General features: G+C 73.0%; 20 protein-coding genes and 1 pseudogene. 10 read left to right on the top strand and 11 right to left on the bottom strand.

Translation table 11 applies throughout. From position 1 onward, the window contains the following. Positions 1-41: 41 nt before the first annotated feature. The 8 genes from AMK19_RS13265 to AMK19_RS13300 all read right to left on the bottom strand — a co-directional run bounded on the left by AMK19_RS13265 (position 42) and on the right by AMK19_RS13300 (position 9,452). On the bottom strand, positions 42-1,535 hold the full coding sequence (locus AMK19_RS13265; protein ID WP_443135006.1) for a N,N-dimethylformamidase beta subunit family domain-containing protein: 1,494 nt from the start codon (positions 1,533-1,535) through the stop codon (positions 42-44). Then, on the bottom strand, positions 1,532-2,791 hold the full coding sequence (locus AMK19_RS13270) for a glycosyltransferase 87 family protein (protein WP_073811308.1): 1,260 nt from the start codon (positions 2,789-2,791) through the stop codon (positions 1,532-1,534). Before AMK19_RS13270 ends, AMK19_RS13265 begins: the two co-directional genes overlap by 4 nt. A 129-nt stretch (positions 2,792-2,920) precedes the next feature. Then, complete coding sequence (locus AMK19_RS13275) at positions 2,921-4,354, bottom strand: amino acid permease (protein ID WP_073811310.1); 1,434 nt, start codon at positions 4,352-4,354, stop codon at positions 2,921-2,923. Positions 4,355-4,435: 81 nt separating this feature from the next. After that, positions 4,436-5,851 carry a penicillin-binding transpeptidase domain-containing protein gene (locus AMK19_RS13280; protein WP_073811705.1) on the bottom strand — a complete coding sequence of 472 codons (1,416 nt, stop codon included), beginning with the start codon at positions 5,849-5,851 and terminating at the stop codon, positions 4,436-4,438. Positions 5,852-5,937: 86 nt separating this feature from the next. Next, the gene (locus tag AMK19_RS13285) at positions 5,938-7,275 is read right to left on the bottom strand and encodes an FtsW/RodA/SpoVE family cell cycle protein (RefSeq protein ID WP_241844388.1); all 1,338 of its coding nucleotides are present in this window, start codon (positions 7,273-7,275) and stop codon (positions 5,938-5,940) included. A gap of 88 nt (positions 7,276-7,363) precedes the next feature. Next, positions 7,364-7,867, bottom strand: a complete 504-nt coding sequence (locus AMK19_RS13290; RefSeq protein WP_073811312.1) for a DUF1269 domain-containing protein — start codon at positions 7,865-7,867, stop codon at positions 7,364-7,366. Between the two features lie 104 nt (positions 7,868-7,971). Further along, on the bottom strand, positions 7,972-8,622 hold the full coding sequence (locus tag AMK19_RS13295) for a hypothetical protein (protein WP_083646745.1): 651 nt from the start codon (positions 8,620-8,622) through the stop codon (positions 7,972-7,974). Continuing rightward, positions 8,619-9,452 (bottom strand): ABC transporter ATP-binding protein, encoded by an 834-nt coding sequence (locus AMK19_RS13300; protein WP_073811314.1) that lies wholly within the window; start codon positions 9,450-9,452, stop codon positions 8,619-8,621. Before AMK19_RS13300 ends, AMK19_RS13295 begins: the two co-directional genes overlap by 4 nt. An 87-nt stretch (positions 9,453-9,539) precedes the next feature. Between AMK19_RS13300 and AMK19_RS13305 the strand changes: the two genes are divergently transcribed. Together AMK19_RS13305 and AMK19_RS13310 are read left to right on the top strand one after the other, a co-directional pair. After that, positions 9,540-10,871 carry a VWA domain-containing protein gene (locus tag AMK19_RS13305; protein ID WP_073811316.1) on the top strand — a complete coding sequence of 444 codons (1,332 nt, stop codon included), beginning with the start codon at positions 9,540-9,542 and terminating at the stop codon, positions 10,869-10,871. Positions 10,872-10,873: 2 nt separating this feature from the next. Then, positions 10,874-11,740: a peptidase gene (locus AMK19_RS13310; RefSeq protein WP_073811318.1), complete on the top strand. Its 867-nt coding sequence runs from the start codon at positions 10,874-10,876 to the stop codon at positions 11,738-11,740. Positions 11,741-11,880: 140 nt separating this feature from the next. On the opposite strand, the gene AMK19_RS13315 is transcribed toward AMK19_RS13310, so the two are convergent. Next, positions 11,881-14,073: a terpene synthase family protein gene (locus AMK19_RS13315; protein ID WP_073811320.1), complete on the bottom strand. Its 2,193-nt coding sequence runs from the start codon at positions 14,071-14,073 to the stop codon at positions 11,881-11,883. A 177-nt stretch (positions 14,074-14,250) separates the two neighbouring features. Between AMK19_RS13315 and AMK19_RS13320 the strand changes: the two genes are divergently transcribed. From AMK19_RS13320 to AMK19_RS13330, 3 genes are all read left to right on the top strand, one after another. After that, a complete protein-coding gene (locus AMK19_RS13320) occupies positions 14,251-14,523 on the top strand; it encodes a hypothetical protein (RefSeq protein WP_073811322.1) in 273 nt (90 codons plus the stop codon). Further along, positions 14,520-14,927, top strand: coding sequence for a DNA-binding protein (locus AMK19_RS13325; RefSeq protein WP_073811324.1), 408 nt, complete (start codon positions 14,520-14,522; stop codon positions 14,925-14,927). Before AMK19_RS13320 ends, AMK19_RS13325 begins: the two co-directional genes overlap by 4 nt. A gap of 102 nt (positions 14,928-15,029) precedes the next feature. Beyond that, positions 15,030-15,350: a hypothetical protein gene (locus tag AMK19_RS13330; RefSeq protein ID WP_073811326.1), complete on the top strand. Its 321-nt coding sequence runs from the start codon at positions 15,030-15,032 to the stop codon at positions 15,348-15,350. Between the two features lie 11 nt (positions 15,351-15,361). Here the strand turns inward: AMK19_RS13330 and AMK19_RS35960 are convergent, their stop codons facing one another. Together AMK19_RS35960 and AMK19_RS13335 are read right to left on the bottom strand one after the other, a co-directional pair. Beyond that, positions 15,362-15,505, bottom strand: coding sequence for a hypothetical protein (locus tag AMK19_RS35960; protein WP_158071903.1), 144 nt, complete (start codon positions 15,503-15,505; stop codon positions 15,362-15,364). Positions 15,506-15,692: 187 nt separating this feature from the next. Further along, positions 15,693-16,031: a hypothetical protein gene (locus AMK19_RS13335; protein ID WP_073811328.1), complete on the bottom strand. Its 339-nt coding sequence runs from the start codon at positions 16,029-16,031 to the stop codon at positions 15,693-15,695. A 228-nt stretch (positions 16,032-16,259) separates the two neighbouring features. On the opposite strand from AMK19_RS13335, the gene AMK19_RS13340 reads away from it, so the two are divergent. The 5 genes and pseudogenes from AMK19_RS13340 to AMK19_RS37190 form a co-directional block, all read left to right on the top strand. Further along, positions 16,260-17,024, top strand: a complete 765-nt coding sequence (locus tag AMK19_RS13340; protein WP_073811330.1) for a CPBP family intramembrane glutamic endopeptidase — start codon at positions 16,260-16,262, stop codon at positions 17,022-17,024. Next, the gene (locus AMK19_RS13345; RefSeq protein ID WP_073811331.1) at positions 17,021-18,298 is read left to right on the top strand and encodes a sensor histidine kinase; all 1,278 of its coding nucleotides are present in this window, start codon (positions 17,021-17,023) and stop codon (positions 18,296-18,298) included. The genes AMK19_RS13340 and AMK19_RS13345 overlap by 4 nt, the downstream gene beginning before the upstream one ends. Next, the gene (locus tag AMK19_RS13350) at positions 18,250-18,894 is read left to right on the top strand and encodes a response regulator transcription factor (RefSeq protein WP_073811333.1); all 645 of its coding nucleotides are present in this window, start codon (positions 18,250-18,252) and stop codon (positions 18,892-18,894) included. Before AMK19_RS13345 ends, AMK19_RS13350 begins: the two co-directional genes overlap by 49 nt. A 124-nt stretch (positions 18,895-19,018) precedes the next feature. Next, positions 19,019-20,074: an acyltransferase family protein gene (locus AMK19_RS13355; protein WP_073811335.1), complete on the top strand. Its 1,056-nt coding sequence runs from the start codon at positions 19,019-19,021 to the stop codon at positions 20,072-20,074. A 94-nt stretch (positions 20,075-20,168) separates the two neighbouring features. Beyond that, positions 20,169-20,557: pseudogene (locus AMK19_RS37190) on the top strand (hypothetical protein); the annotation flags it as partial.

A 20,557-nucleotide genomic window follows, 5' to 3' on the forward strand; every position in this document is an offset into this window, starting at 1 on the left:
CGGCGGGCAGGGGCCCCTGCCCGCCGTCCGGCGGGCAGGGGCTACTGCGCGAAGCGCCGCAGCAGGTTCTCGGTGACCTGCCGGGTGAACGCGCCGGCCCGGCCGTCGATGCCGTGGATGCCGCCCTGCCCGGTCGCCTCCAGCGACTCCACCCACCGCATGGTGCCGGTGGCGAAGACCAGCGCGCCGCTGCCCGCCGTGTACAGCGCGGTGTCGGCGAACGAGGCCCGGCCGTCGCAGACCACCGGGGAGTGCGACAGCACCTCGATGCCCTGCGGCGTCGGGAAGGACGTGTTCACCCGGTCGTACTCGACGCCGACCAGGTGCGGGAAGCTGTCGCCGGCCTTGGCGCCGGTGCCCGCGAACAGCCAGTGGTCGGGGGCGGTGACCACGTACGGGGCGTCCACCGGGTAGCCGTCGTAGATGACGCCGAGCAGCGAGGACTCCGGGTCCGCGCCGGGCGGGGAGCGGAAGTCGGTGGTCGCCGGGTGCCCCGCCCGGTAGCCGGGGTCGTCCTTCCAGGCGCCCTTCCAGCACACCACGGTGCGGTCCGGCCCGGTCGGCGACGGCTCGTAACGCACCCGCCGGAAACAGCAGTTGGCGCCCAGGACGGCCAGGTGGGTGCCGGCGTCGCGGGCCGCGGTGAAGTGCGCGCGCTGCTCGGGCGACCAGTACTCGTCGTGGCCGAGCGAGAGCGCCGCCTTGGCGCCGCGCAGCAGGTTCGGGTCGGCGGCGACGTCGATGCAGGTGGTGTACGAGAGCGGGATGCCGAGCTTCTCGGCGAGCGCGATCAGCGGGGCCTCGTAGACCAGGAACAGGCCCGCGCCGTCGTCGTACTGGTAGGGCCGGTCGAAGCTGACCTGGTACGAGCGGGTGGGCAGCCCGCCGGACGGGCCGTTGTACAGGTTGTAGCCGCCCCACTCGTTGTAGGCCTGCCAGGTGGCGACGGAGTTGACCACCACGGTGGTACCGGCGGTACTGCGCGAACGCACGGTGAGCGGCACGTAGCGCTGCCCGGCCCCGCCGTCCGCGTCCAGCCGCAGCAGGTAGCAGCCCTCGGGCCAGCCGGTGGTGTCGACGGCGGTGCTGCGCGGCCAGGAGGTGATCACCGTCCGGGTGGCGGGCTCGACGGTGAACGGCTGCTGCTTGGCGCCGGGCAGCCGGTCCGACTTCCACACCTGCCGGGCGCGTGCGCCGCCGTACCAGCCCATCCGATAGGCGGTGACGGTGAAGCCGGGCGCGGTGGTGGAGACGTGCAGGCCGACCTGCTCGCCGGGCAGCACGCTGACCCGGTCCGCCCAGCCCTCGATCGCGTCGGCGGGGCCGGCGTGGGTGATCGCCCAGTCGGCGTTGCCCGGTCTGGCGTTCTCCGCGGCGGTGCCGGACGGTTCGGGGCTCGGCGCGGCGGCCGTGCCGCCGCCGGTGGGTGCGGCGGCGCCGGTGGCGGTGCGGCCCGGGCCGCAGGCGGTGAGCGAGGCGGCCGCTCCGGCGGCCAGGCCCAGGAAGCGGCGTCGTCCGGTGGCGCCCAAGATCACTCCCGTGTTCGAACGGTGTCCCGGGACACCTTAGGCACTGCCGGGACCCGGCGTTGCGCAGGCCTGCGCCGGGGCACCGGAACCAGTCGTCCGGGTGCGGCCGCCAGCCGCGGCCACAGCACCAGCACGGCGGGCAGCGCCAGGTAGCCGAACCGGCCCGCCGGGGCCAGCGCGAACGCCACCGTCAGGCCCGCCGCCAGCAGGTCGCAGGCGGCCACCGCGGTGGCCGGCGGGTGCAGCGGCAGCCACAGCGCGACGGCCAGCGCGCCGACGCCCAGCAGGGTCAGCGACAGGGTGTGGCCGAACGGGCCCAGCCCCGCCAGCACCTTGCCCGGCAGCGGACTGCCGGCCGGCGTGCGGATCGCCGTCAGGCCGAGCGGGAAACGCACCACCTGCTCGTACAGCTCCCGCGGGTGCAGCAGCACGAACGGGGCGACCACCGCCCCGCCGACGGCCAGCGCCGGAACGGCGGCCCGCAGCGCAGGGCGGAGGCCGTGGCGGCGGTGCAGCAGCAGCAACGCGACCGGCAGCGCCGGCCAGGCCGTCCACTTCAACGTGCAGGCCAGCGCCAGCACCAGGCCGGTGCGCAGCGGGCGGCCGCGTTCGGCGAGCGCCATCGCCAGGCAGCACACCCCGATCAGCGGCAGGTCGACGCCGCCGACCACCAGCGCCAGCGCGATCAGCGGCGACGCGGTGAGCACCGCCAGCGGCAGCACCGACCCGAGCGCCCGGCCGGGGCGCAGCAGCCGCCACCCGGCCAGCAGGCAGGCCAGGAACGCCACCGCGAACCACACCCGCGCGTCCCCCAGCACCCGCGCCGCCGGGCCGGCCCCGCCGAACAGCAGCCGGGGCAGGCCGAACAGCGACATCGCGGGCAGGTACGGGTTGTAGTCGACGACGTGCGACGGATGCGGCAGGTACGGGCTGCCGGTGTGCAGCAGCAGCGCCGCCGACCGTTCCACCACCGTCACCTCGGACTGGTGCCGCCCGGTCAGCGCCAGCGCCCCGAGCGGCAGCACCACCGCCCCCAGCCCCGCCGCCGCGGCGGCCGCCCGCGCCCCAGCCCCGCGCGGCAGCGTCAGCGCGAGCACCGCGGCCAGCAGGTACCCGGGCGCCGCGAACCACCCCCAGGCGACCTGATTCGCCAGCTGCGACACCAGCGGAAACGCGCCCGCCCACCCCGCAGCCACCAGCCACCCGCCGGCCTGCCCCACGGGATGCCCGAACAGCCGCCGGACCCACCGGGTGCTCGCCATGGCCCGAAGGCTAGGGCGAAAGCCACGCTCTGTCGCGAACGACGAGCCGATTCCCCCGCATCTGTCCGGTCTTCGACACCGACCGGTCCACCAACCGTCACCCCCCGGTACCCGACAGCCCCTGGAGCGTCAGCTCCGGCCGGCCTGCTCCTCCTCGTTCCGCCCGGTGGCCAGGCGGGAGTGCTTGACGCTGTAGCCGAAGTACAGGACGGCGGCCAGCGCCAGCGCGATCGCGAAGGCGATGAAGGTGTCGCGGTGCAGCTTGGTGACGAGGTAGACGCAGAAGCCGGCGCTGAGCAGCGGGGTGACCGGGTAGAACGGGACCTTGAAGCCGCGGGGAAGGTCGGGGCGGGTGCGGCGGAGCACGATGATGCCGAGGGACACGGCCGTGAACGCCACGAGGGTGCCCATCGAGGTCATGTCGGCGAGCAGCCGCAGCGGGAAGACGGCGGCCAGCAGGGCGACGGCGACGCCGACCACGACGGTGTTCCACACGGGGGTGCCGGTGCGCGGCGAGACCCGGGTGAAGGGTCGCGGCAGCAGGCCGTCGCGGCCCATCGCGAACAGGATCCGGGTCTGGCCGTAGATCACCACGAGGGTGATGGAGAAGATCGAGACGATCGCGCCGCCGGCGAACACCAGCGCGGGCCAGGACTGTCCGGTGACGTCCTGCAGGATCTGCGCGAGGCCGGCCTCCTGGCCCTCGAACTTCTCCCAGGGCTGGGCGCCGATCGCGGCGACGGCGACCGCGATGTACAGCACGGTGACCACGGTGAGCGAGATCAGGATGGCCAGCGGCAGCGTCCGTCGCGGTTCGCGGACCTCCTCGCCGGCGGTGGAGACGGCGTCCAGGCCGATGAAGGAGAAAAAAATCGTGGAGGCGGCGACCTGGACGCCTTCCCAGCCCTTGGGGGCGAACGGGGTGAAGTTGCCGGCCTGGAAGCCGGTCAGGGCGATGGCCACGAACAGCACCAGGATGGCCAGCTTGATCGCCACCATCACGGCGTTGACCTTGGCGGATTCGCCGATGCCGCGGATCAGCAGCACGGTGACCAGGGCGACCAGCACGACTGCGGGCAGGTTGAGGACGCCGCCCTCGCCGGGCGGCGCGGTGAGCGCTGCGGGCAGGTGCAGGCCGAACGCCAGGTCGGCGAACTGGTTGAGGTACTGGCCCCAGGTGACGGCGATCGCGGAGGCGGAGACGCCGTACTCCATCAGCAGGCAGACGCCGACGCCGAACGCGACGGCCTCGCCCATGGTGGCGTACGCGTACGAGTACGAGGAGCCGGCCACCGGGATCGCGGAGGCCAGTTCGGCGTAGCAGAGCGCGGTGAGGCCCGCGGTGACGGCGGCGATCACGAAGGACATCACCACGGCGGGCCCGGCGACCGGGACGGAAGTGGTGAGGACGAAGAAGATGCCGGTGCCGACGGTGGCGCCGATGCCGATCGCGGACAGCTGCCAAAGGCCGATGGATCGGCGCAGGTGGCCGGCTCCGGTTCCGCCCGCTTCGGCGATCAGGGTGTCCACGGGCTTGCGCCGCAGCAGGCGGGTGGTGCTCATCGGTGTCCTTCTGGTGGGGATCAGGGAGGGACTGTATCAAATACACCGGTATGCATAATTATGAGGCCTTGATCGCGAATATCACCGATTCAGCACGGTCTGCATGACGGACTTGGCGATGGGTGCGGCCAGCCCACCGCCCGTGACGTCGCTGGCCTGGCTGTCGGCGATCACCACGGCGACCGCGACCGGCGGGACGTCGGTGGAGCCGGCCGGGCGGGCCCAGGCGATGAACCAGGCGTACGGGGTGCCGGTGTTGTCGACGCCGTGCTCGGCGGTGCCGGTCTTGCCGCCGACCTCGGCGCCGGGGATCTGCGCGTTGGCGCCGGTGCCGTTGTCGACCACGTCGACCATCAGCCGGCGCACCTGGGCGGCGACGCCGGGCCCGAAGGCCTGCCGGTACAGGGTGGGTCGCATCAGCTGGACCTGGGTGCCGTCGGCCTTGGTGAGCCTGTCCACAAGCTGTGGATACATCACCTGGCCGTTGTCGGCGGCCCCGGCGGCGACCATGGCCATCACCAGCGGGGTGGCGGCGGTGTTGTACTGGCCGATCGAGGACAGCGCCAGCTGCGAGGCGTTCATGTCGGTGTCGAAGTTGGAGCGGGCCGCGCGCACCGGGATGTCGAGCTTGGCGTCGTCGAAGCCGAAGTTCTTCGCCATCGCGACCATCCGGTCGAGGCCGGTCTGCACGCCGAGCCAGCCCATCACGCTGTTGCAGGACATCGTCATCGCGTCGTCCAGCGACAGCCCTTCCTGGTTGCAGGCGCCGGTGTCGTTGTTGAGCGTGGTGGTGGTGCCGGGCAGCACGTACGGGTAGGGCGCACCGGTGGGGGCCTGGATGTCGGTGACGGTGCCGTTGGCGAGGGCGGCCGCGGCGGTGACCACCTTGAAGGTGGAGCCGGGCGGGTAGATCTGGCGCAGCGCGCGGTTGAGCATCGGCTGGTCGGGGTCGGCCTGGAGCTTCTCCCAGGCGGCCTGGTCGGTGGTGCCGGCGATGCTGCCGGGGTCGTAGCTGGGGGTGGAGGCGAGGGCAAGGATCCGGCCGGTGGCGGGTTCGATCGCGGCGACGGCGCCCTTCTGGTTGCCGAGGCCCTGCATGGCGGCGCGCTGCACGGCCGGGTCGATGGTGGTGACCACGTCGCCGCCGGGCTGCTGGTGGCGGGTGATGGCGTCCCAGACCGCCCAGCCGGCCAGCCGCGGGTCGGTGCCGGTGAGCAATGCGTCGTAGACGCCTTCGAGTTGGGTGTTGCCGTAGATCTGCGAGGAGTAGCCGGTGACGGCGGCGTACAGCGGGCCGTCGGTGTAGGTGCGCTGGTAGGCGAGGCGGCCGCCGGTGGCGACGGAGCCGGTGACGGGCTGTCCGGCGATCAGGTTGCCGCGGGGCTGCGCGTAACGCTGGACGGTGGCGCGCTGGTTGGCGCTGTTCTGGTCCAACTCCTTCTTCTGGAAGACCTGGACGCGGGTGCCCTGGACGGCCAGCACGATGATCAGCAGCATGCAGAAGGTGGCGGCGCGGCGTCCGGTGGTGGAGATGCCGGGCAGGCCCTGCGGCCCGCCGTTGGTGCCCTCGGGGCGGGTGAACCTCATGCCGGCTCCCCGGGGTCGGGGCGGCGGGCGAGGTCGCTCATCCGCACCAGCAGCGCCACGATGATCCAGTTGGTGACCACCGAGGACCCGCCCTGCGCGATGAACGGCAGCGTCATGCCGGTCAGCGGAATCAGGTCGAGGACGCCGCCGGCCACCACGAACACCTGGATCGCGACCAGCGCGGCCAGGCCGATGGCGAGCAGCCGCCCGAACGGGTCGCGCAGCGCGATGCCGGTGCGGAAGCCCCGGGAGACCAGCACCGCGTACAGCAGGAACACCGCGAGCAGGCCGGTCAGGCCGAGTTCCTCGCCGACGGTGGCGAGGATGAAGTCGGACTTGGTGGCGAAGCCGATCAGCGCGGAGTGCCCGAGGCCGAGGCCGGTGCCGAGCTCGCCGCCCCAGGCGAACGCGAACAGCGACTGGGCGATCTGGTTGGCGCCCTGCCCGGCCTCGATCGACGCCAGCGGGTGCAGCCAGTCGGTGACCCGGCTGTGCACGTGCGGCGACAGCCAGCCCACCCCGACCGCGGCGACGGCCGACAGCAGCAGGCCGATGACGATCCATCCGGTGCGGGCGGTGGCCACGTACAGCATCACCACGAACAGGCCGAAGAACAGCAGCGAGGTGCCGAGGTCGGTCTCCAGGACCAGCACGCCGACGAACGCCGCCCAGATCAGCAGCACCGGCCCGAGCACCCGGCCGAGCGGCAGCTGGAACCACAGCACCCGGCGTCCGGTCAGGGCGAGCGCGTCGCGGTGCGCGGCCAGGTACGCGGCGAAGAAGATCGCCAGCAGGATCTTCGCGAACTCGCCGGGCTGGAAGGACAGCGGGCCGAGCGTGATCCAGATCCGCGAGCCGTACACCGGCGGGAAGAACACCGGCAGCACCAGCAGGACGAGGGCGACGAACGCGCCGATGTACGCGTAGCGCTGGAGCCGGCGGTGGTCGCGCAGCAGGAGCAGCACCGCGATGAACAGGCCCACGCCGAGGGTGGACCAGAGCAGTTGGGTGGGGGCGGCCTCGTGCTGCGGGGTGTTGCGGTCGAGCCGGTAGATGACGACCAGTCCGATGCCGTTCAGCAGCAGCGCGATCGGCAGCAGCAGCGGGTCCGCCCACTTCGCCCGCCAGCGGACCGCGCCGTGCGCGAGCAGGGCCAGCACCCCTAACGCGGCGCCGTACTGGGCGGCGTCCGGCGGAGCCTTGCCGTCGATGTTGACGCCGACCTCGACGTAGCCGAACACCGCCAGCCCCACCGCGGCCACCACCAGCAGCAGTTCGGTCCACCGCCGGGGCCGCCGCCCGCCGGGCGCCCAGGTCGCGGAGTCAGTGGCCACCAGTCGTCCTCGCCGGCTCGTAAGGGCAGGGACGGCGGGGTGCCGGGCGATGCCGCCCGGCACCCCGCCGGTACTTCCTGGGGGAGCGTCAGAGCGTGGACGCGGGGTTCGCCGCCTTGGCGATCTCCCGCAGGTGCTCCTCCTCCTCGTGGCTGAGCGAGGTCTGGATCAGCTCGCCGCCGAACTGGGCGACGGCCGGGATCACCTTGTCCTGGGTGGCGGTGCGGACCAGCGCGAACACGGCGGCGCTGCCCGGGGCCAGCTTCTCGCCGACCTGCCGCATGAAGTTGTCGTCGACGCCGGTGTCGGTGGAGGAGCCGACGGCCGCGCCGGTCGCGCCGCCGATCGCCGCGCCGATGAACGGCATCAGGAACAGCAGGCCGATGACGCCGCCCCACAGGGCGCCGGAGGCCGCGCCGACGCCGGTGTTGGAGACCGCCTGGTGGAGCTTGATCTTCCCGTCCTCGCGGCGCTCGACCACCACGATGTCCTCCAGGTCGATCAGCCGCTGCTTCTGCAGGCCGATCAGCTCGTCCCGGACCCTCCGCGCGGTGGCGACGTCGGGGTAGGCGATCGCGAACAGGTTGCTCACAGCGGGGTCCTTCCGGCAGGGCATTCGGGCACGTCACCAGCACCCTAGCCAGGATTCGCCATATTTAATCCGATCCGCTGCGGTGTGTCCGGTTCCCCGGCCGCTCACTCGCCCCGGCGCACCGCCACCGCCACGGCCGCCCACCAGGCGGCGGCCGCGAGCAGCACCGCGCCCGGCAGCGTCCACCACGGCGCGGACAGCCCGCCGTGCCGCGCGCCCAGCACCAGCGCCCGCACCACCGCGTTCGCCGGCGACCCCGGCACCAGCAGCACCAGCACCATCGCGCCCAGCGCCAGCGGCACCGCGTACTGCGCGGACGCCACCACCGGACGGTTGCACACCGCGCCGACCGCCGCGCCCGTCAGCACGCACACCAGGGTGGCCAGCACGCCGCCCGCCGCGGCCGCGCCGCCACCGCCGCTGCCCACCAGCAGCACCGCGGCCAGGCCCGCCACGCCCAGCGCCAGCCCGGCCAGCGCGGCCGCCAGCAGCGCCGACAGGTGCACCCGCCGCCGGCCCGCGGCCGCCACCAGGCAGGCCCGGGACTGCGCGGGTTCCGCCGTCACCGCCGACCGCACCAGCCAGCCCGTCACCGGCACCAGCAGGCCCGCCGAGAACGCCGCCGCCGACAGCGCGTCGTCGCCGCCGGACACCCCGAGGCCCATCAGCACCAGGTACGCCAGCCCGGGCGCCAGCCAGCGCTGCGAGCGCAGCAGCAGCTCCAGGTGGTAGCGCGTCAGCATCCGCAGCGTCATTGGGCGTTCTCTCCCCGGACGGACCGGATGTGCACCGGCGGGTGCGCGGCCAGCAGGCGGCGCAGCAGGGCGTCGGAGTGCGCGGCCGGCACGTCGAGCCGGGTGGCGCCGTCGGCCAGCGGTCTGCGTTCGGGGCGGCCCGGCAGCCACTCGGGGAGCGCCTCGGCCTCGACCACCAGCACGGTGCGCGGCCCGTCCGGGTCGGCGGCCTGCACCGGGACCTCGTGCAGCACGCCGTCGCCGACCCGGTGTGCGCCGGTGGTCAGGCCCGCGAGGCGGGTCGGGTCGTGGTCGACGAACACCACCAGGCCGCCGGCCGCGGCGCGTTCGGCGACGGCGGCGTCGAGTTCGGCGCGGGCGGCCTGGTCGAGGCCGGTCCATGCCTCGTCCAGCAGCAGCAACTCGGCTTCGGCGAGCAGGGCTTGGGCCACCGCGACCTTCTGGCACGTCCCCTTGGAGAGGCGGCCGATCGGGGTGCTCGCGAAGCCGGCGATGCCGAACCGTTCCAGCCAGTGGTCGGCCCGCCGGCGCGCCTCCCCGGCGGCCAGGCCGCGGATCCGGCCCAGGTGGCACAGGTAGTCGCGGGCGTCGAACGGCAGCGCGGGCGGGAACCGCTCCGGGACGTACGCCCGGCTCTCCGGCGCCTCGACCGTTCCCCGCTCGGCGCGCTCGATGCCGGCGAGCAGCTTCAGCAGCGTCGACTTCCCGCTGCCGTTGGCGCCCTCGATCCGCACCAGGCCGCCCGGACGGAGCGTCAGCTCCACCTCTCTCAGCACCCACGGACCGCCGCGCGCGTAGCGTTTCCCGACCCCCGCCAGACGCACCGTCATGCGCTCTCCCCGCCTGCTGTGCCGACCAGTTCAGGGTACGTCGCGCCCAGCACCCGCATTGGGCGATTGCAACTGACGGTCCCTAGGATGCGGACGGTGATCACCCTTACCAAGAAACGACGGACGGCCCGCGGGGCCGCCCTGCTCGGGGCGCTGACGATAGTCGCGGGCACCGTGCTGAGCACGCTGCCCGCGTTCGCCGACGAGCCCGGTGCCCCGCCCGCCGCGACCGAAGCGCCCAAGGTCGACCTCGTCCTGGACGGGTCGGGGTCGATGCGGACCGCCGACATCCAGGGCAAGAGCCGGATCTCGGTGGCCCAGCAGTCCATCAACGAGGTCATCGACGCGCTGCCCGCCGAGACCGAGTTCGGTCTGCGCACCCTCGGCGCCACCTACCCCGGCAACGACCAGAAGGAAGGCTGCAAGGACACCCAGCAGCTCTTCCCCGTCGGCAAGACCAACAAGGTCGAGGCCAAGACCGCCGTCGCCACCGTCCGCCCGAGCGGCTGGACCCCGATCGGCGTGGCGCTGCGGGCCGCCGCCCAGGACCTCGGCACCGGCCCGACCACCCGCCGGATCGTGCTGATCACCGACGGCGAGGACACCTGCGCCCCGCCCGACCCGTGCGACGTGGCCCGCGAACTCGCCAGCCAGGGCATCCACCTGGTGATCGACACCCTCGGCCTGGCGCACGACGACAAGACCCGCCAGCAGCTGCTGTGCATCGCCAACGCGACCGGCGGCACCTTCACCGACGTCCGCTCCCAGGAGCAGCTGACCCAGCGCGTCAAGCAGATCGTCACCCGCGCGCAGGACACCCACACCATCACGCCCGCCAAGGTCACCGGCGCCGAGCAGTGCACCAACGCGCCGATCCTGACGCCCGGCGTGTACAGCGACCGCGAGAAGTTCTCCGAGCACCGGGTGTACCGGGTGCCGGTGAAGGCCGGCCAGGAACTGCGCGCCTCCGTCAGCGTCACCCCCGACCGGGCCGTCGCCCGCGACTACGGGGTGATGCTGCAGGCCACCGACACCAGCGGCCAGGAACTGGTCCGCGGCAACGACGCCGGCTCCGGCCGCACCGACGTGGCGTCCACCGGCCTCCGCTGGTCCGCGCCCGGCGCCGAATCGGCCTCCCCGTCGCCGAGTTCCAAGACCGGCGCGGCGAGCACCGACCGCACCGTCTGCCTGATCGTCAGCAACTCCTTCGCGGGCCAGAGCAGCGTCCAGGCCGACGCCGGCCTGCCGCTGGAACTGACCGTCGACGTCGCCGCCGCCTCCCCCGCGCCCGACGGGCCCGCGATGGGCCTCGGCCGCGGCTGGATCCTGCTCGGCGTCCTCACCCTGGCCGGCCTGCTCGCCGGTCTGATCTTCGGCTGGCTGGCACGCTGGCGGATCGCCGTCTGGCGGGAGAACTGACGATGCGCAAGCTCTTCACCCTCGCGGCCCCGGCCGCCGCACTCACCGGGCTGCTCCTGCTGGCCCCCGCCGCGACCGCGGCCTCGCCGTCGCCCTCGCCGTCCGCTTCGGCGAGCGGCAGCGCGAAGCCGGTGGTCAACTCGGTCGGCACCAGCTTCCTGACTGCGACCACGCTGGCCGCCGGGCAGGACGCGGACGTTCCCGTCTCCACCGGTGACTACCTGTACTGGGCGTTCCCGGCCTCCGAAGGCCAGACCGCGACCGTCGAGGTCAAGGTCACCCTGCCGGAAGCCGCCGACCGGCACGGCGCGCAGACCTGGACCGTCGAGCTCTTCGACGGCCTGCGCCGCCGCCAGGCCTGCACCGCCGGACCGCAGAACGGCACCGCCGAACAGACCGCCACCACCCTGGCCCTGAGCTGCACCCTCCGGCAGATCCGCGCCTGGGCCGAACCCTGGTCCGGCGACCCGCTGGCCGGCACCTACTACGTCCGGCTCTCCACCAGCGACATCCCGCAGCAGGACCTCGGCCTCGCCTCCCAGGTCCACGTGCACGTCGCCACCAAGGGCGGCGTCAACGACGCCCAGCCCGAAGGCGGTTCGCTCAAGGCCCCGCTGGTGCCGCCGGTCAACGCCGGCTCCACGGCGACCGGCGCCGCGACGCCGGCGCCCAGCGCCGGCACCACCTACGCGGCGACCCCGGTGACGGAAGAGACCCACTGGTACTCGGACCTCTTCTCCGGCTGGAACACCCGCTGGTGGTGGACCATCGCCGGCGGCATCCTCGCCGCCCTCGCCGGCGTCCTCGGCTACACCCTCACCCGCCACCCCCGCGGCCACCGGCCGCACTATCACGGGCCTCAGCAGTAGGGCCACCAGGGGCGCGTGGGGCTGCGCGAAGCGGAAGGCCCCCACCGCAAGATCGCGACGCGGGCAATGACTTGCCATTGATCGCGACCTTGCGGTGGGGGGCCTTGCGCTTGTCGCGCAGTTCCCGTGCCCCTGCCCATTCACCCCCTGAGCGTCGCCAGAATCCGCACCGCCGACATCCCCAGTTCCGCCGTCACCGGGACCTCCGAAGCGAAGTGGCGCTTGAGCACGTCCTCCGTGTACCGCCTGCACTGCCGGTGCCAGTTCAGGACGGCGGCCATCCAGTCCTCCAGCTCGTGGACATACCCGTCGAGCGCCTCCGACGTCTCCCCGTCGATCGCGAAGTCATGCTTGAGCAGCGGGAGTTCACCGTTCACCACGTGCTGGAACTGGCTCAGCCGGGAGCCCATCAGGTCGGCGACGATGTCCACCGCGACGGGGTAGTCGCAGGAGAAGAAGTTCTCCACCACCCGGACCAGGTTGTGGACCTCGCCCTCGTACTCGATCTCCTTCTGGTACGAGTGCAGGTCGTTGACCAGGCAGGCGTAGTCCGCCGCGGAGTTCTCGATCGCCCGCATGGTGCCGCTCTCGTACACCTCGTCGGGAATGGTCTCGCCGCGGCCGAGCCGGGACAGGCTCATCGTCAGGTCGGAGCCGAAGGTGGCGCGTCGCATCTCGATGTAGTCGACGGGGTCGGGGATGCGGTTCTGCGCGCCGTTGGCGAGTTCCCACAGCCAGCTGTCGATCATGTCGCCGACGGCCTTGCGGAACTTGGACCGGGCACTGGTGGAGAACGGCACGATGGTGCGCTGCCAGAGGTCGGCGAGGCCGGCTTCCAGGGCGTTGCGCGGTTCGAACGGGAGGCTGCCGTCGAGCGTCATCAGCGCGTAGAGCCGCTCGTTGGCGGCCTTCGCGCCGGCCAGGTCGCGAGGGCGGCCGAAGACCGGCGGGTAGTAGTCGTCGGCGTAGGTGCCCCAGGTGAGCCAGGCGGAGCTGAGGTCGAGTTCGGCGGGGGTGCCGTCGGGGTCGATGCCCGCGGCGCAGAGCGGGAAGTCGTAGTCGCGGAGCTTCTGTTCGTTCCAGATGTCGGAGGCGGGGACGCCGGGTTCGGGGTCGAGCAGGCCGAACTCGCGGGCCCAGCGGACGACGTACTCGCGGGAGGCGTCCAGGTGCGGGTTGATCGAGAGGGCGTACGGCATCGGGAAGTCGGGCATCAGTGAGGGCCCGACCTTGCGGTGCGGGATGTTGGTGAAGCTGCGCAGGCCGCGGATGCCCGCCGCGAGGCGGATGTTGGCAGCAGAGGTGCCGAGGCCCTTGGGGCCGAGGACGGGGGCCGCGGCGCCGCCACCGTTCATGTAGCGGCTGGAGCGCAGGTGCCATTCGTGGCCGCCGGACTGCCAGTCCTGCATGCCCTTGACGTAGGCGAGGACGCGGGCGATCGCCTCCGGGTCCAGTGCGTACGCGGCGAACAGGCCGGGGAGTTCGGTGAGCGCGGTGTTCTCGAACTGCTGGAGGCGGGACGTCAGCAGGTCGTTGACGGCGTCCGCGGCCTGCTGGGTGGAGCAGCCCAGAAAGGTCTCCAACACCAGGACTCCGTTGGAGAGTTCACCCTCCTCGCCGATCTCGCGTTCGTACGAGAACAGGTCGTTGCGCAGGTGGACGCCGTCGGAGAAGGCGTCCCGCAGCACCCGCAGCGGCCGGGAGTACGCGACCTGCTCGGGCACCTCGGCGTTCGCGGCGTACTCGATCAGACCGGCCGACCAGGGCGCGCCGCCGACCTTGCGGCGCATCTCGATGTACTCGACCGGGTTGGAGACCCGGCCCTCGTTGATGTTGGAGAGCTCCCACAGCGATTCGTTCAGCAGGTGCCGGGTGGACTCGGCGAACCGGGCCCGCCAGTCCGCCGACATGTGCGGGACGGTGCGCTGCCAGAGGTCGGCGAGGCCTGCCTCGACGGGGTTGGTGGGTTCGGGGAAGCCGTCCGCGAGGTCCATCGGCATGAAGGCGGGCAGCCGGTCCAGGTACGCCTTGCCGCCCTCGCGGTCCAGGGTGCGCTTGAAGATCTCCAGGAAGTGGTCGTCGAAGAAGAACACCCAGGTGTACCAGTCGGTGACGAGGTCCAGTGCCTCGCTGTCGCAGTCGGGGTGGGTGTAGGAGCAGAGCAGCGCGTAGTCGTGCGAGTCGAGATCGTGCTCCTCCCAGATGCCCGACCCCTCCAGCATGCCGAAGTCGCGCGCCCACTCCTTGGTGTGCACCCGCGCCTTCTCGTAGTGCGGGTTGATGCGCGCCGGATACGGCACGTAGAAGTCCGGCAGTTCGAACGGCTGAGCCACTGGGTCCCGCCCCTTTTCGACGACAGAGATCGGCGCGATGCCTAACGAGCCCTCCGACCCTCGGTCACCACCACCCAAATCCGCCGCCCACCCGCCACAATCCACCCGTACGAGTGAACTCCTCGCCTTCGGCGCATGCGCGCCTTTCTGTAATAGTCCCAGTCGCACACTGGCGGCATGAAGCCCACTCGTGCCGGAGGCACCGAGAACATCTCCGTCTCCTTGCCCACCGACCTCCTGACGGAGCTCCGCTCGCGAGCCGGACGCCGCGGCGTGTCCGGCTACATCGCCGAGGCGGTCAGGCACCAGCTCGCCATGGACGGTCTTGCCGACATCGTCGCTGCGCACGAGGCCGAACACGGCGCACTGACGGAGCAGGAGGTGGAAGAAGCCCGCCGCGAACTGTTCGGGGAAGACAGCTTCCGGGAAACCGGGCGGGACGCCGCGTGAAGGACCAGCCTGTCCGCTCGCTGGTGCTCGATTGCCAGGCGTTCTCCCTGCTCCTCCGCAATGACCGCCGGATGGCGGCCCGCATCGAAGCCTCCCGGCAGTCGGGGGTTCCCGTCCTGGTGTCCGTCCTGACCATCGTCGAGGCGGTGCAGGGGAAGACGGACGCGGCCCGGTTGAACTGGCTCCTCTCCCGGCTGCGGGTGGAACCGGTCAGCCAGGAGGACTCGCTGACTGCAGTGGCACTCCTTCGGGACGCAGGAGAACTGCACGGACACAAGTACGCCATCGGCGCCCTCGTCTCGGCACTCGCGCTCCGCGCTCCGGGCCCCGTCGTTGTCCTGACCTCCGACCGTGACGACTGGTCGAAGCTCTGCGGAGACCGCGTCATCATCAAAGAGCTGTGACGGCCGCGACCCGACAGGGCCGCACGTTCGGCACCGACGGGCGATGTCCGACCCCTCCGGCAGACTTGGCGCCGCCCGTCCCCCGCGCGTGAGGAGTTCCGCATGGCGTTCACCGACGAGACCTGGCGCCTGATGCACGGGGAGGACGTGGTCGGCGAGATCCGCATCACCGATGCCGACTTCCCCTGGCTGTACGGCGACTTCCTGCCCGGCCCGGGCTGGGCGGCGGCCGAACCCGGGTTCACGGAGAGCCGGCGGCTGGCCCGGGCCGAGGAGTGGGAGGACTGGGACCCGTTCTACACCGCGCTGGAGAAGAACTACACCCTGCACGCCCCGGAGGGCCCGGTCGCCGAGTTCCTGCTGCACATCGATCCACCGCACGCGTGGTTCCGATTCAGCGAGGAGCCGTTCGAGGACGACTGACACCACCTCGGTCAGGGCTGCTGGGCGGTGAGCTCGACCGGGCCGTACTTGCTGCTGCCCCAGTCGAGTTGCCGGCCTCGGGCAGCGGCGAGGGCGGCGAGGCCTTGTGCCTCCAGGATTTTCGCGTCGCCGTCCCCCGTGGCCGTGCGCGCCACGCGAGGATGCCTTCGCCGCCTCTTCACAGGCGGTGCCCGAATCGCCGACGTCGCCGCGCCGACACCGGCGTTGACCTGAGCATCAGTGAAAGAGCCGACCGCCAGGGCGCGGTGACGTTCTCTGCCGAACCACAGTTCGATCTTCGAACATAAAGCGCAGGGTACCTTCCGCCGCCTAAGGGCCGTGTCAGGGCAGCAGGAGGGCGAGTGGTCGCGCGGAGCTGCGCGGGTCGAGGCGGAAGCTCCAGTCGGCGGGCACCAGCAGGCACTGGGCGGTGCGCAGGCGCAGGGTGCTGCGGTGGGCGGCGGAGCCCGGTGGGGGGCTCAGTCGGATCTCGGCGGCGCCGCTCCGCTGCACCAGCAGGACCGCCACCCGGCTGCGCTGCCAGGGCCCGGCGGGACGGTCGGGGACGGCGAGGACGGGGCGGGCCAGTTCGCGTTCGAGGGCGGCGGCGAGCTCGTCGGCGGAGGTACCGGGGGCGCCAGTTGCGCGACGATCGCCCGCCGGCTGGGCCTCGGCCCGCACACCGTCGACACCTGTCTGCGCCGGATCCGCGCCAAGTCCGGTGTCAGCTCGCAGGTCCAGCTCGCCCTGCCGGCCTCCCGGCTGCCCGAGCAGGCCGCGGCCTGAAGCCCCGGCGGGGGTGTATCTGGGTGCACCCCGGCCGGGCAGGTGGGTGCAGTGGCAGGGGGCCGTCGGCCCGGGATCGTCGTGGGTGACAACGACGGTCCCGTCCGAGAGGCGAACTACCCCATGCAAGAAGAACGACCCAGCTGGCTCGGCCCCGCCGGACTCTTCCTCACCGTGAGCTTCGTGGCCTCCGGCCTGCTGCTCGTGGTCCAGCCGTTCACCGGCCTGCCCGGCGAGGTCCTCGAACTGGTGCAGTTCGGCCCGGCGGTGGGCGTGGCCGCCGTCGCCCTGGTGCGGCCGTCGCTGGTGCGCGGACTGCTGGCGGGCGGCGGGGCGCGCGGCCCGCGGGCGGCGGTGCTGCTGAGCCCGTTGGCGATCGCCGCGCTGGCGGTGGCGGGCACGCTGCTGCTGCACGGCAGCGTGCCGATGCGCAGCCCGGGTTCGCTGGCCGCCCCGTTCGGGGTGGTGGCGGTGGCCCAGTTCGTGGGCGCGTGCGGCGAGGAGATCGGCTGGCGCTGCCTGCTGCAGCCGCTGCTGCGGACCCGTTTCGGCGCGCTCGGCTCGTCCGTGGCGGTCGGCCTGCTGTGGGGCGCCTGGCACGTGCAGGTCTTCGCCCAGGCCCCGGCGTACGCGGCGGGCTTCCTGGCGGCGACGGTCGCCATGTCGGTGCTGCTGGGCCTGGCCTGGGAGCGGATCGGCGCGCACCGGCTGCTGATCGCGGGCGGCTTCCACACGCTGATGAACCTGGGCATGCTGCTGTTCCTGAACGAGGAGTCCGGCGCGGTGGAGCCGATGGTGCTGTTCGGCGTGGCGAGCGCGCTGGTCGCGCTGCCCTGGGTACTGGCTGCCCGTCGCCCGGCCCGCACGGATAGGCTCGCGACGACATGACGGATCGACAGAAGCGCTTCGCGGGCCGGCTGGTCGCCCTCGGCCGCTGCCACGTGCTGTCGTTGGCCACCTTGGTCACGGCACTGCGCGGGCTCGCGGCGCTGGGCGCGCTGATGCTGCTGCCGGTCGGTCTGGGTCTGCTGCTGATGCCGTCCACCGCCCGGATGCTGCGCCGTGGCAGCGATCTCGAACGCGACCGCACCGCCCGCTGGACGGGCACCGTGATCGACGACCCGGAGCCGCTGCCCACCGCCCCGACCGCCAACGGCCGGGCGGTGGCGGTGCTCGGCTCGACGGCGTTCTGGCGCGACCTCGCCTGGGCCGGCCTCGGCCCGTGGAGCGCCGGCCTGCTGGTCGCCGTCCCGCCGACGCTGGCCGGCTTCGGCGCGTTCGGCGCGCTGGTGCAGCCGTTCCTGTGGCCGCACCTCGGCCCGGACAACTGGTACGCCTTCGTGCCGGTCGACTCCACCGGCACCGCGCTCGCCGCCGCCGCGCTCGGCGTGGCCTTCTTCGCGCTGGCGCTGTGGCTGTCCGTCCCGGTGCTGGTCCGCTACGGCACCTGGACGGGGCGACTGCTGGGCGACCCGTACGCGGCCCGACTGGAGCGCCGGATCGGCCAGTTGACGGACAGCCGGGCCGACGCGCTGGACACCCAGGCCGCCGAGCTGCGCCGGATCGAACGCGACCTGCACGACGGCGCGCAGGCCCGGCTGGTCGCGCTCGGCCTGACCATCGACCGCGCCGAGCGGCTGGTCGACAGCGACCCGGAGGCGGCCCGCCTGCTGCTCGGCGACGTCCGGGCCGGCTCCCAGCGGGCCCTTCAGGAGCTGCGCGACCTGGTCCACGGCATCCTGCCGCCGGTGCTCGCGGACCGCGGCCTGCCCGACGCCGTCCGCTCGCTCGCACTGGACGCCTTCCTGGACGTCGAGGTGGACGCGGAGCTGCCCGGCCGACTGCCCGCCGCCGTCGAGGGCGCCGCCTACTTCGCCATCGCCGAGCTGCTCGCCAACGCCGGCAAGCACTCCGGCGGCCGCACCGTCCTGATCCGGCTGCGCCGCACCGGCGACCTGCTGCGGGCCACCGTCACCGACGACGGCCGGGGCGGCGCCGACCCGGACCGCGGCTCCGGCCTGGCCGGGGTCCGCCGCCGACTGGCCGCCTTCGACGGCACCCTCGCCCTGGTCAGCCCGCCGGGCGGACCGACCACCGCGACCCTGGAGCTCCCGTGCGCGTCGTCCTCGCCGAAGACCTCTTCCTCCTCCGCGACGGCCTGAGCCGCACCCTCGCCGAGCACGGCTTCGAGGTCGCCGCCGCGGTCGAGACCGGCCCCGAACTGCTGCGTGCCCTGCGCGAGTTGCGCCCGGACATCGCGGTGGTCGACATCCGCCTGCCGCCCACCCACACCGACGAGGGCCTGCAGGCCGCGCTCACCGTCCGCCGCGAACGCCCCGCGCTGCCGGTGCTGGTGCTCTCCCAGTACGTGGAGCAGCTGTACGCGCAGGAGCTGCTCGCCGACGGGCAGGGCGCGGTCGGCTACCTGCTGAAGGACCGGGTCACCCACACCGCGCAGTTCGTCGACGCCGTCCGCACCGTCGCCTCCGGCGGCACCGTGATGGACCCCCAGGTGATCGCCCGCCTGATGGCCCGCTCCACCGCCCGCGGCACCACCGCCGAGCTGTCGCCGCGCGAACTCGACGTGCTGCGTCTGATGGCCGAGGGCCGCTCCAACGCCGCCGTGATGGCCGAACTCCACATCAGCGAGAGCGCGGTGGCCAAACACACCGCCGCGATCTTCGGCAAGCTCCGGATCGACAACACTCCGGACGCGAACCGCCGGGTGCTGGCCGTGCTCGCCTACCTGAAGCGCTGACGGAAGCACCAGCGGAAGCACCGGCGGAAGCACCAGCGGAGGCGCCGGCCGAGCCCGCCCGGCCCGGGCCGACCGGGCTCGTAGAGTCCCGAGGGTCCGCCGCCCGCCGCCCCCGGAGTCCCCCTTGCTCGCCGAACCCTCGTCCGTGCCGCCGCCGCCCGCCGCCGACGAACGCCGAACCGACCGGGGCCGCGAGGCGTTCTTCGACAACGCCAAGCTGCTGGCCCTGGTCCTGGTGGTCTGCGGGCACTTCTGGGAGCCGCTCGCCCGCCAGTCCGGCCACCGCGCGGTGCACGCGGCCTACCTGCTGGTGTACGCCTTCCACATGCCGGTGTTCGTGTTCGTCTCCGGCTGGTTCTCCCGGTCGTTCACCGGCCGCCCGCAGCAGCTGAACCGGCTGATCGGCGGCGTGCTGGTGCCATACCTGCTGTGGACGACGCTGCTCGGCGGGTACACGGCCCGGCTGGACGGGCGTCCGTTCGCGCTGGACCTGCTCACGCCCGCCTGGGTCACCTGGTTCCTGCTGTCGCTGTTCCTGTGGCGGCTGAGCGCGCCGCTGTGGCGGCAGCTGCGCGCGCCCGTCACCGTCGCCGTCGCGGTGTCCCTGCTCGCCGGGGCGCTGCCGCTGACCCCGCAGCTGTCGATCGGCCGGACCCTGCAGTTCCTGCCGTTCTTCGTCGCCGGCCTCACGCTGGACCGCGACCGGGTGCTCGCCCTGCGCGGCAACCGCACCCTGCGGGCGGCCGCCGTCCCGCTGTTCGCGCTCGCCGCCGTCGCCGCGTACTGGGTGGCGCCGCGCCTGGACGCGGCCTGGCTGTACCGCAGCGCGAGCGCCGCCGGCCTGCACAGCGGCTACCTGCGCTGGGCGGCCCTGTCGCCGGCCGTCAACCTCGCCGGGGCGCTGCTCGGCGCGGCCTTCCTCGCGCTCACGCCGACCCGGCGCGGCTGGTTCACCGCACTCGGCGCGGCCGGCATGTCGGCCTTCCTGCTGCACCCGTTCGTCCAGCTCGCCCTGGTCCACCGGGGCGCCTACACCGGGGCGTTCCTCACCTCCGCCGCCGGCCAACTCGCCCTCACCGCCGGGGCCGCCGCCCTCGCCCTGGTGCTGTCCGCTCCCCCGGTCGCCCGCCTGCTGCGTCCGCTGCTCGCCCCACGCCTGGGATGGCTGCTGCGCAACTGAGCTCCCGCGCCCGGGTATTGACGGAACCGGACCGCCGCCGCACGAGTGATCGCTAAGCTGCGGGGCGGTGGTGGAGCGATCACGGAGGAACGGCTTGCACGGCGAGTGGATCAGGGTGCCGGTCGGCGACGACTCCGCCCGGTGGACCACCCGGGGCGAATGCCGGCGGGTCCTGCTGGTGGTGCACAACGTCACCGCGGCGACCCGGCTGCTCGACGTGGTCGGCCTGTTCCGCGACGACCTGCGGGTGCAGCTGCTCGCCACCTGCCCGGGCAGCTCGCCGTTCCGCTCCGGCCTCGCCGAACTCCTCGCCGCCCTGGGCGTCCCGGTCGTCCCCTGGGAGCAGGCCCTGTCGCTCAGCCCCGAGTTGGCGATATCGGCCAGCTTCGGCGGCCAACTCCACGCGCTCAAAGGCCGGTTGACGGTCCTCTCGCACGGCGTTGGCTACAATAAGAAGCTGGCCGCAGACCCGCAGACCCGCAG

Source organism: Kitasatospora sp. CB01950 (genome assembly GCF_001905465.1).
In the GTDB taxonomy this organism is placed as follows: domain Bacteria; phylum Actinomycetota; class Actinomycetes; order Streptomycetales; family Streptomycetaceae; genus Kitasatospora.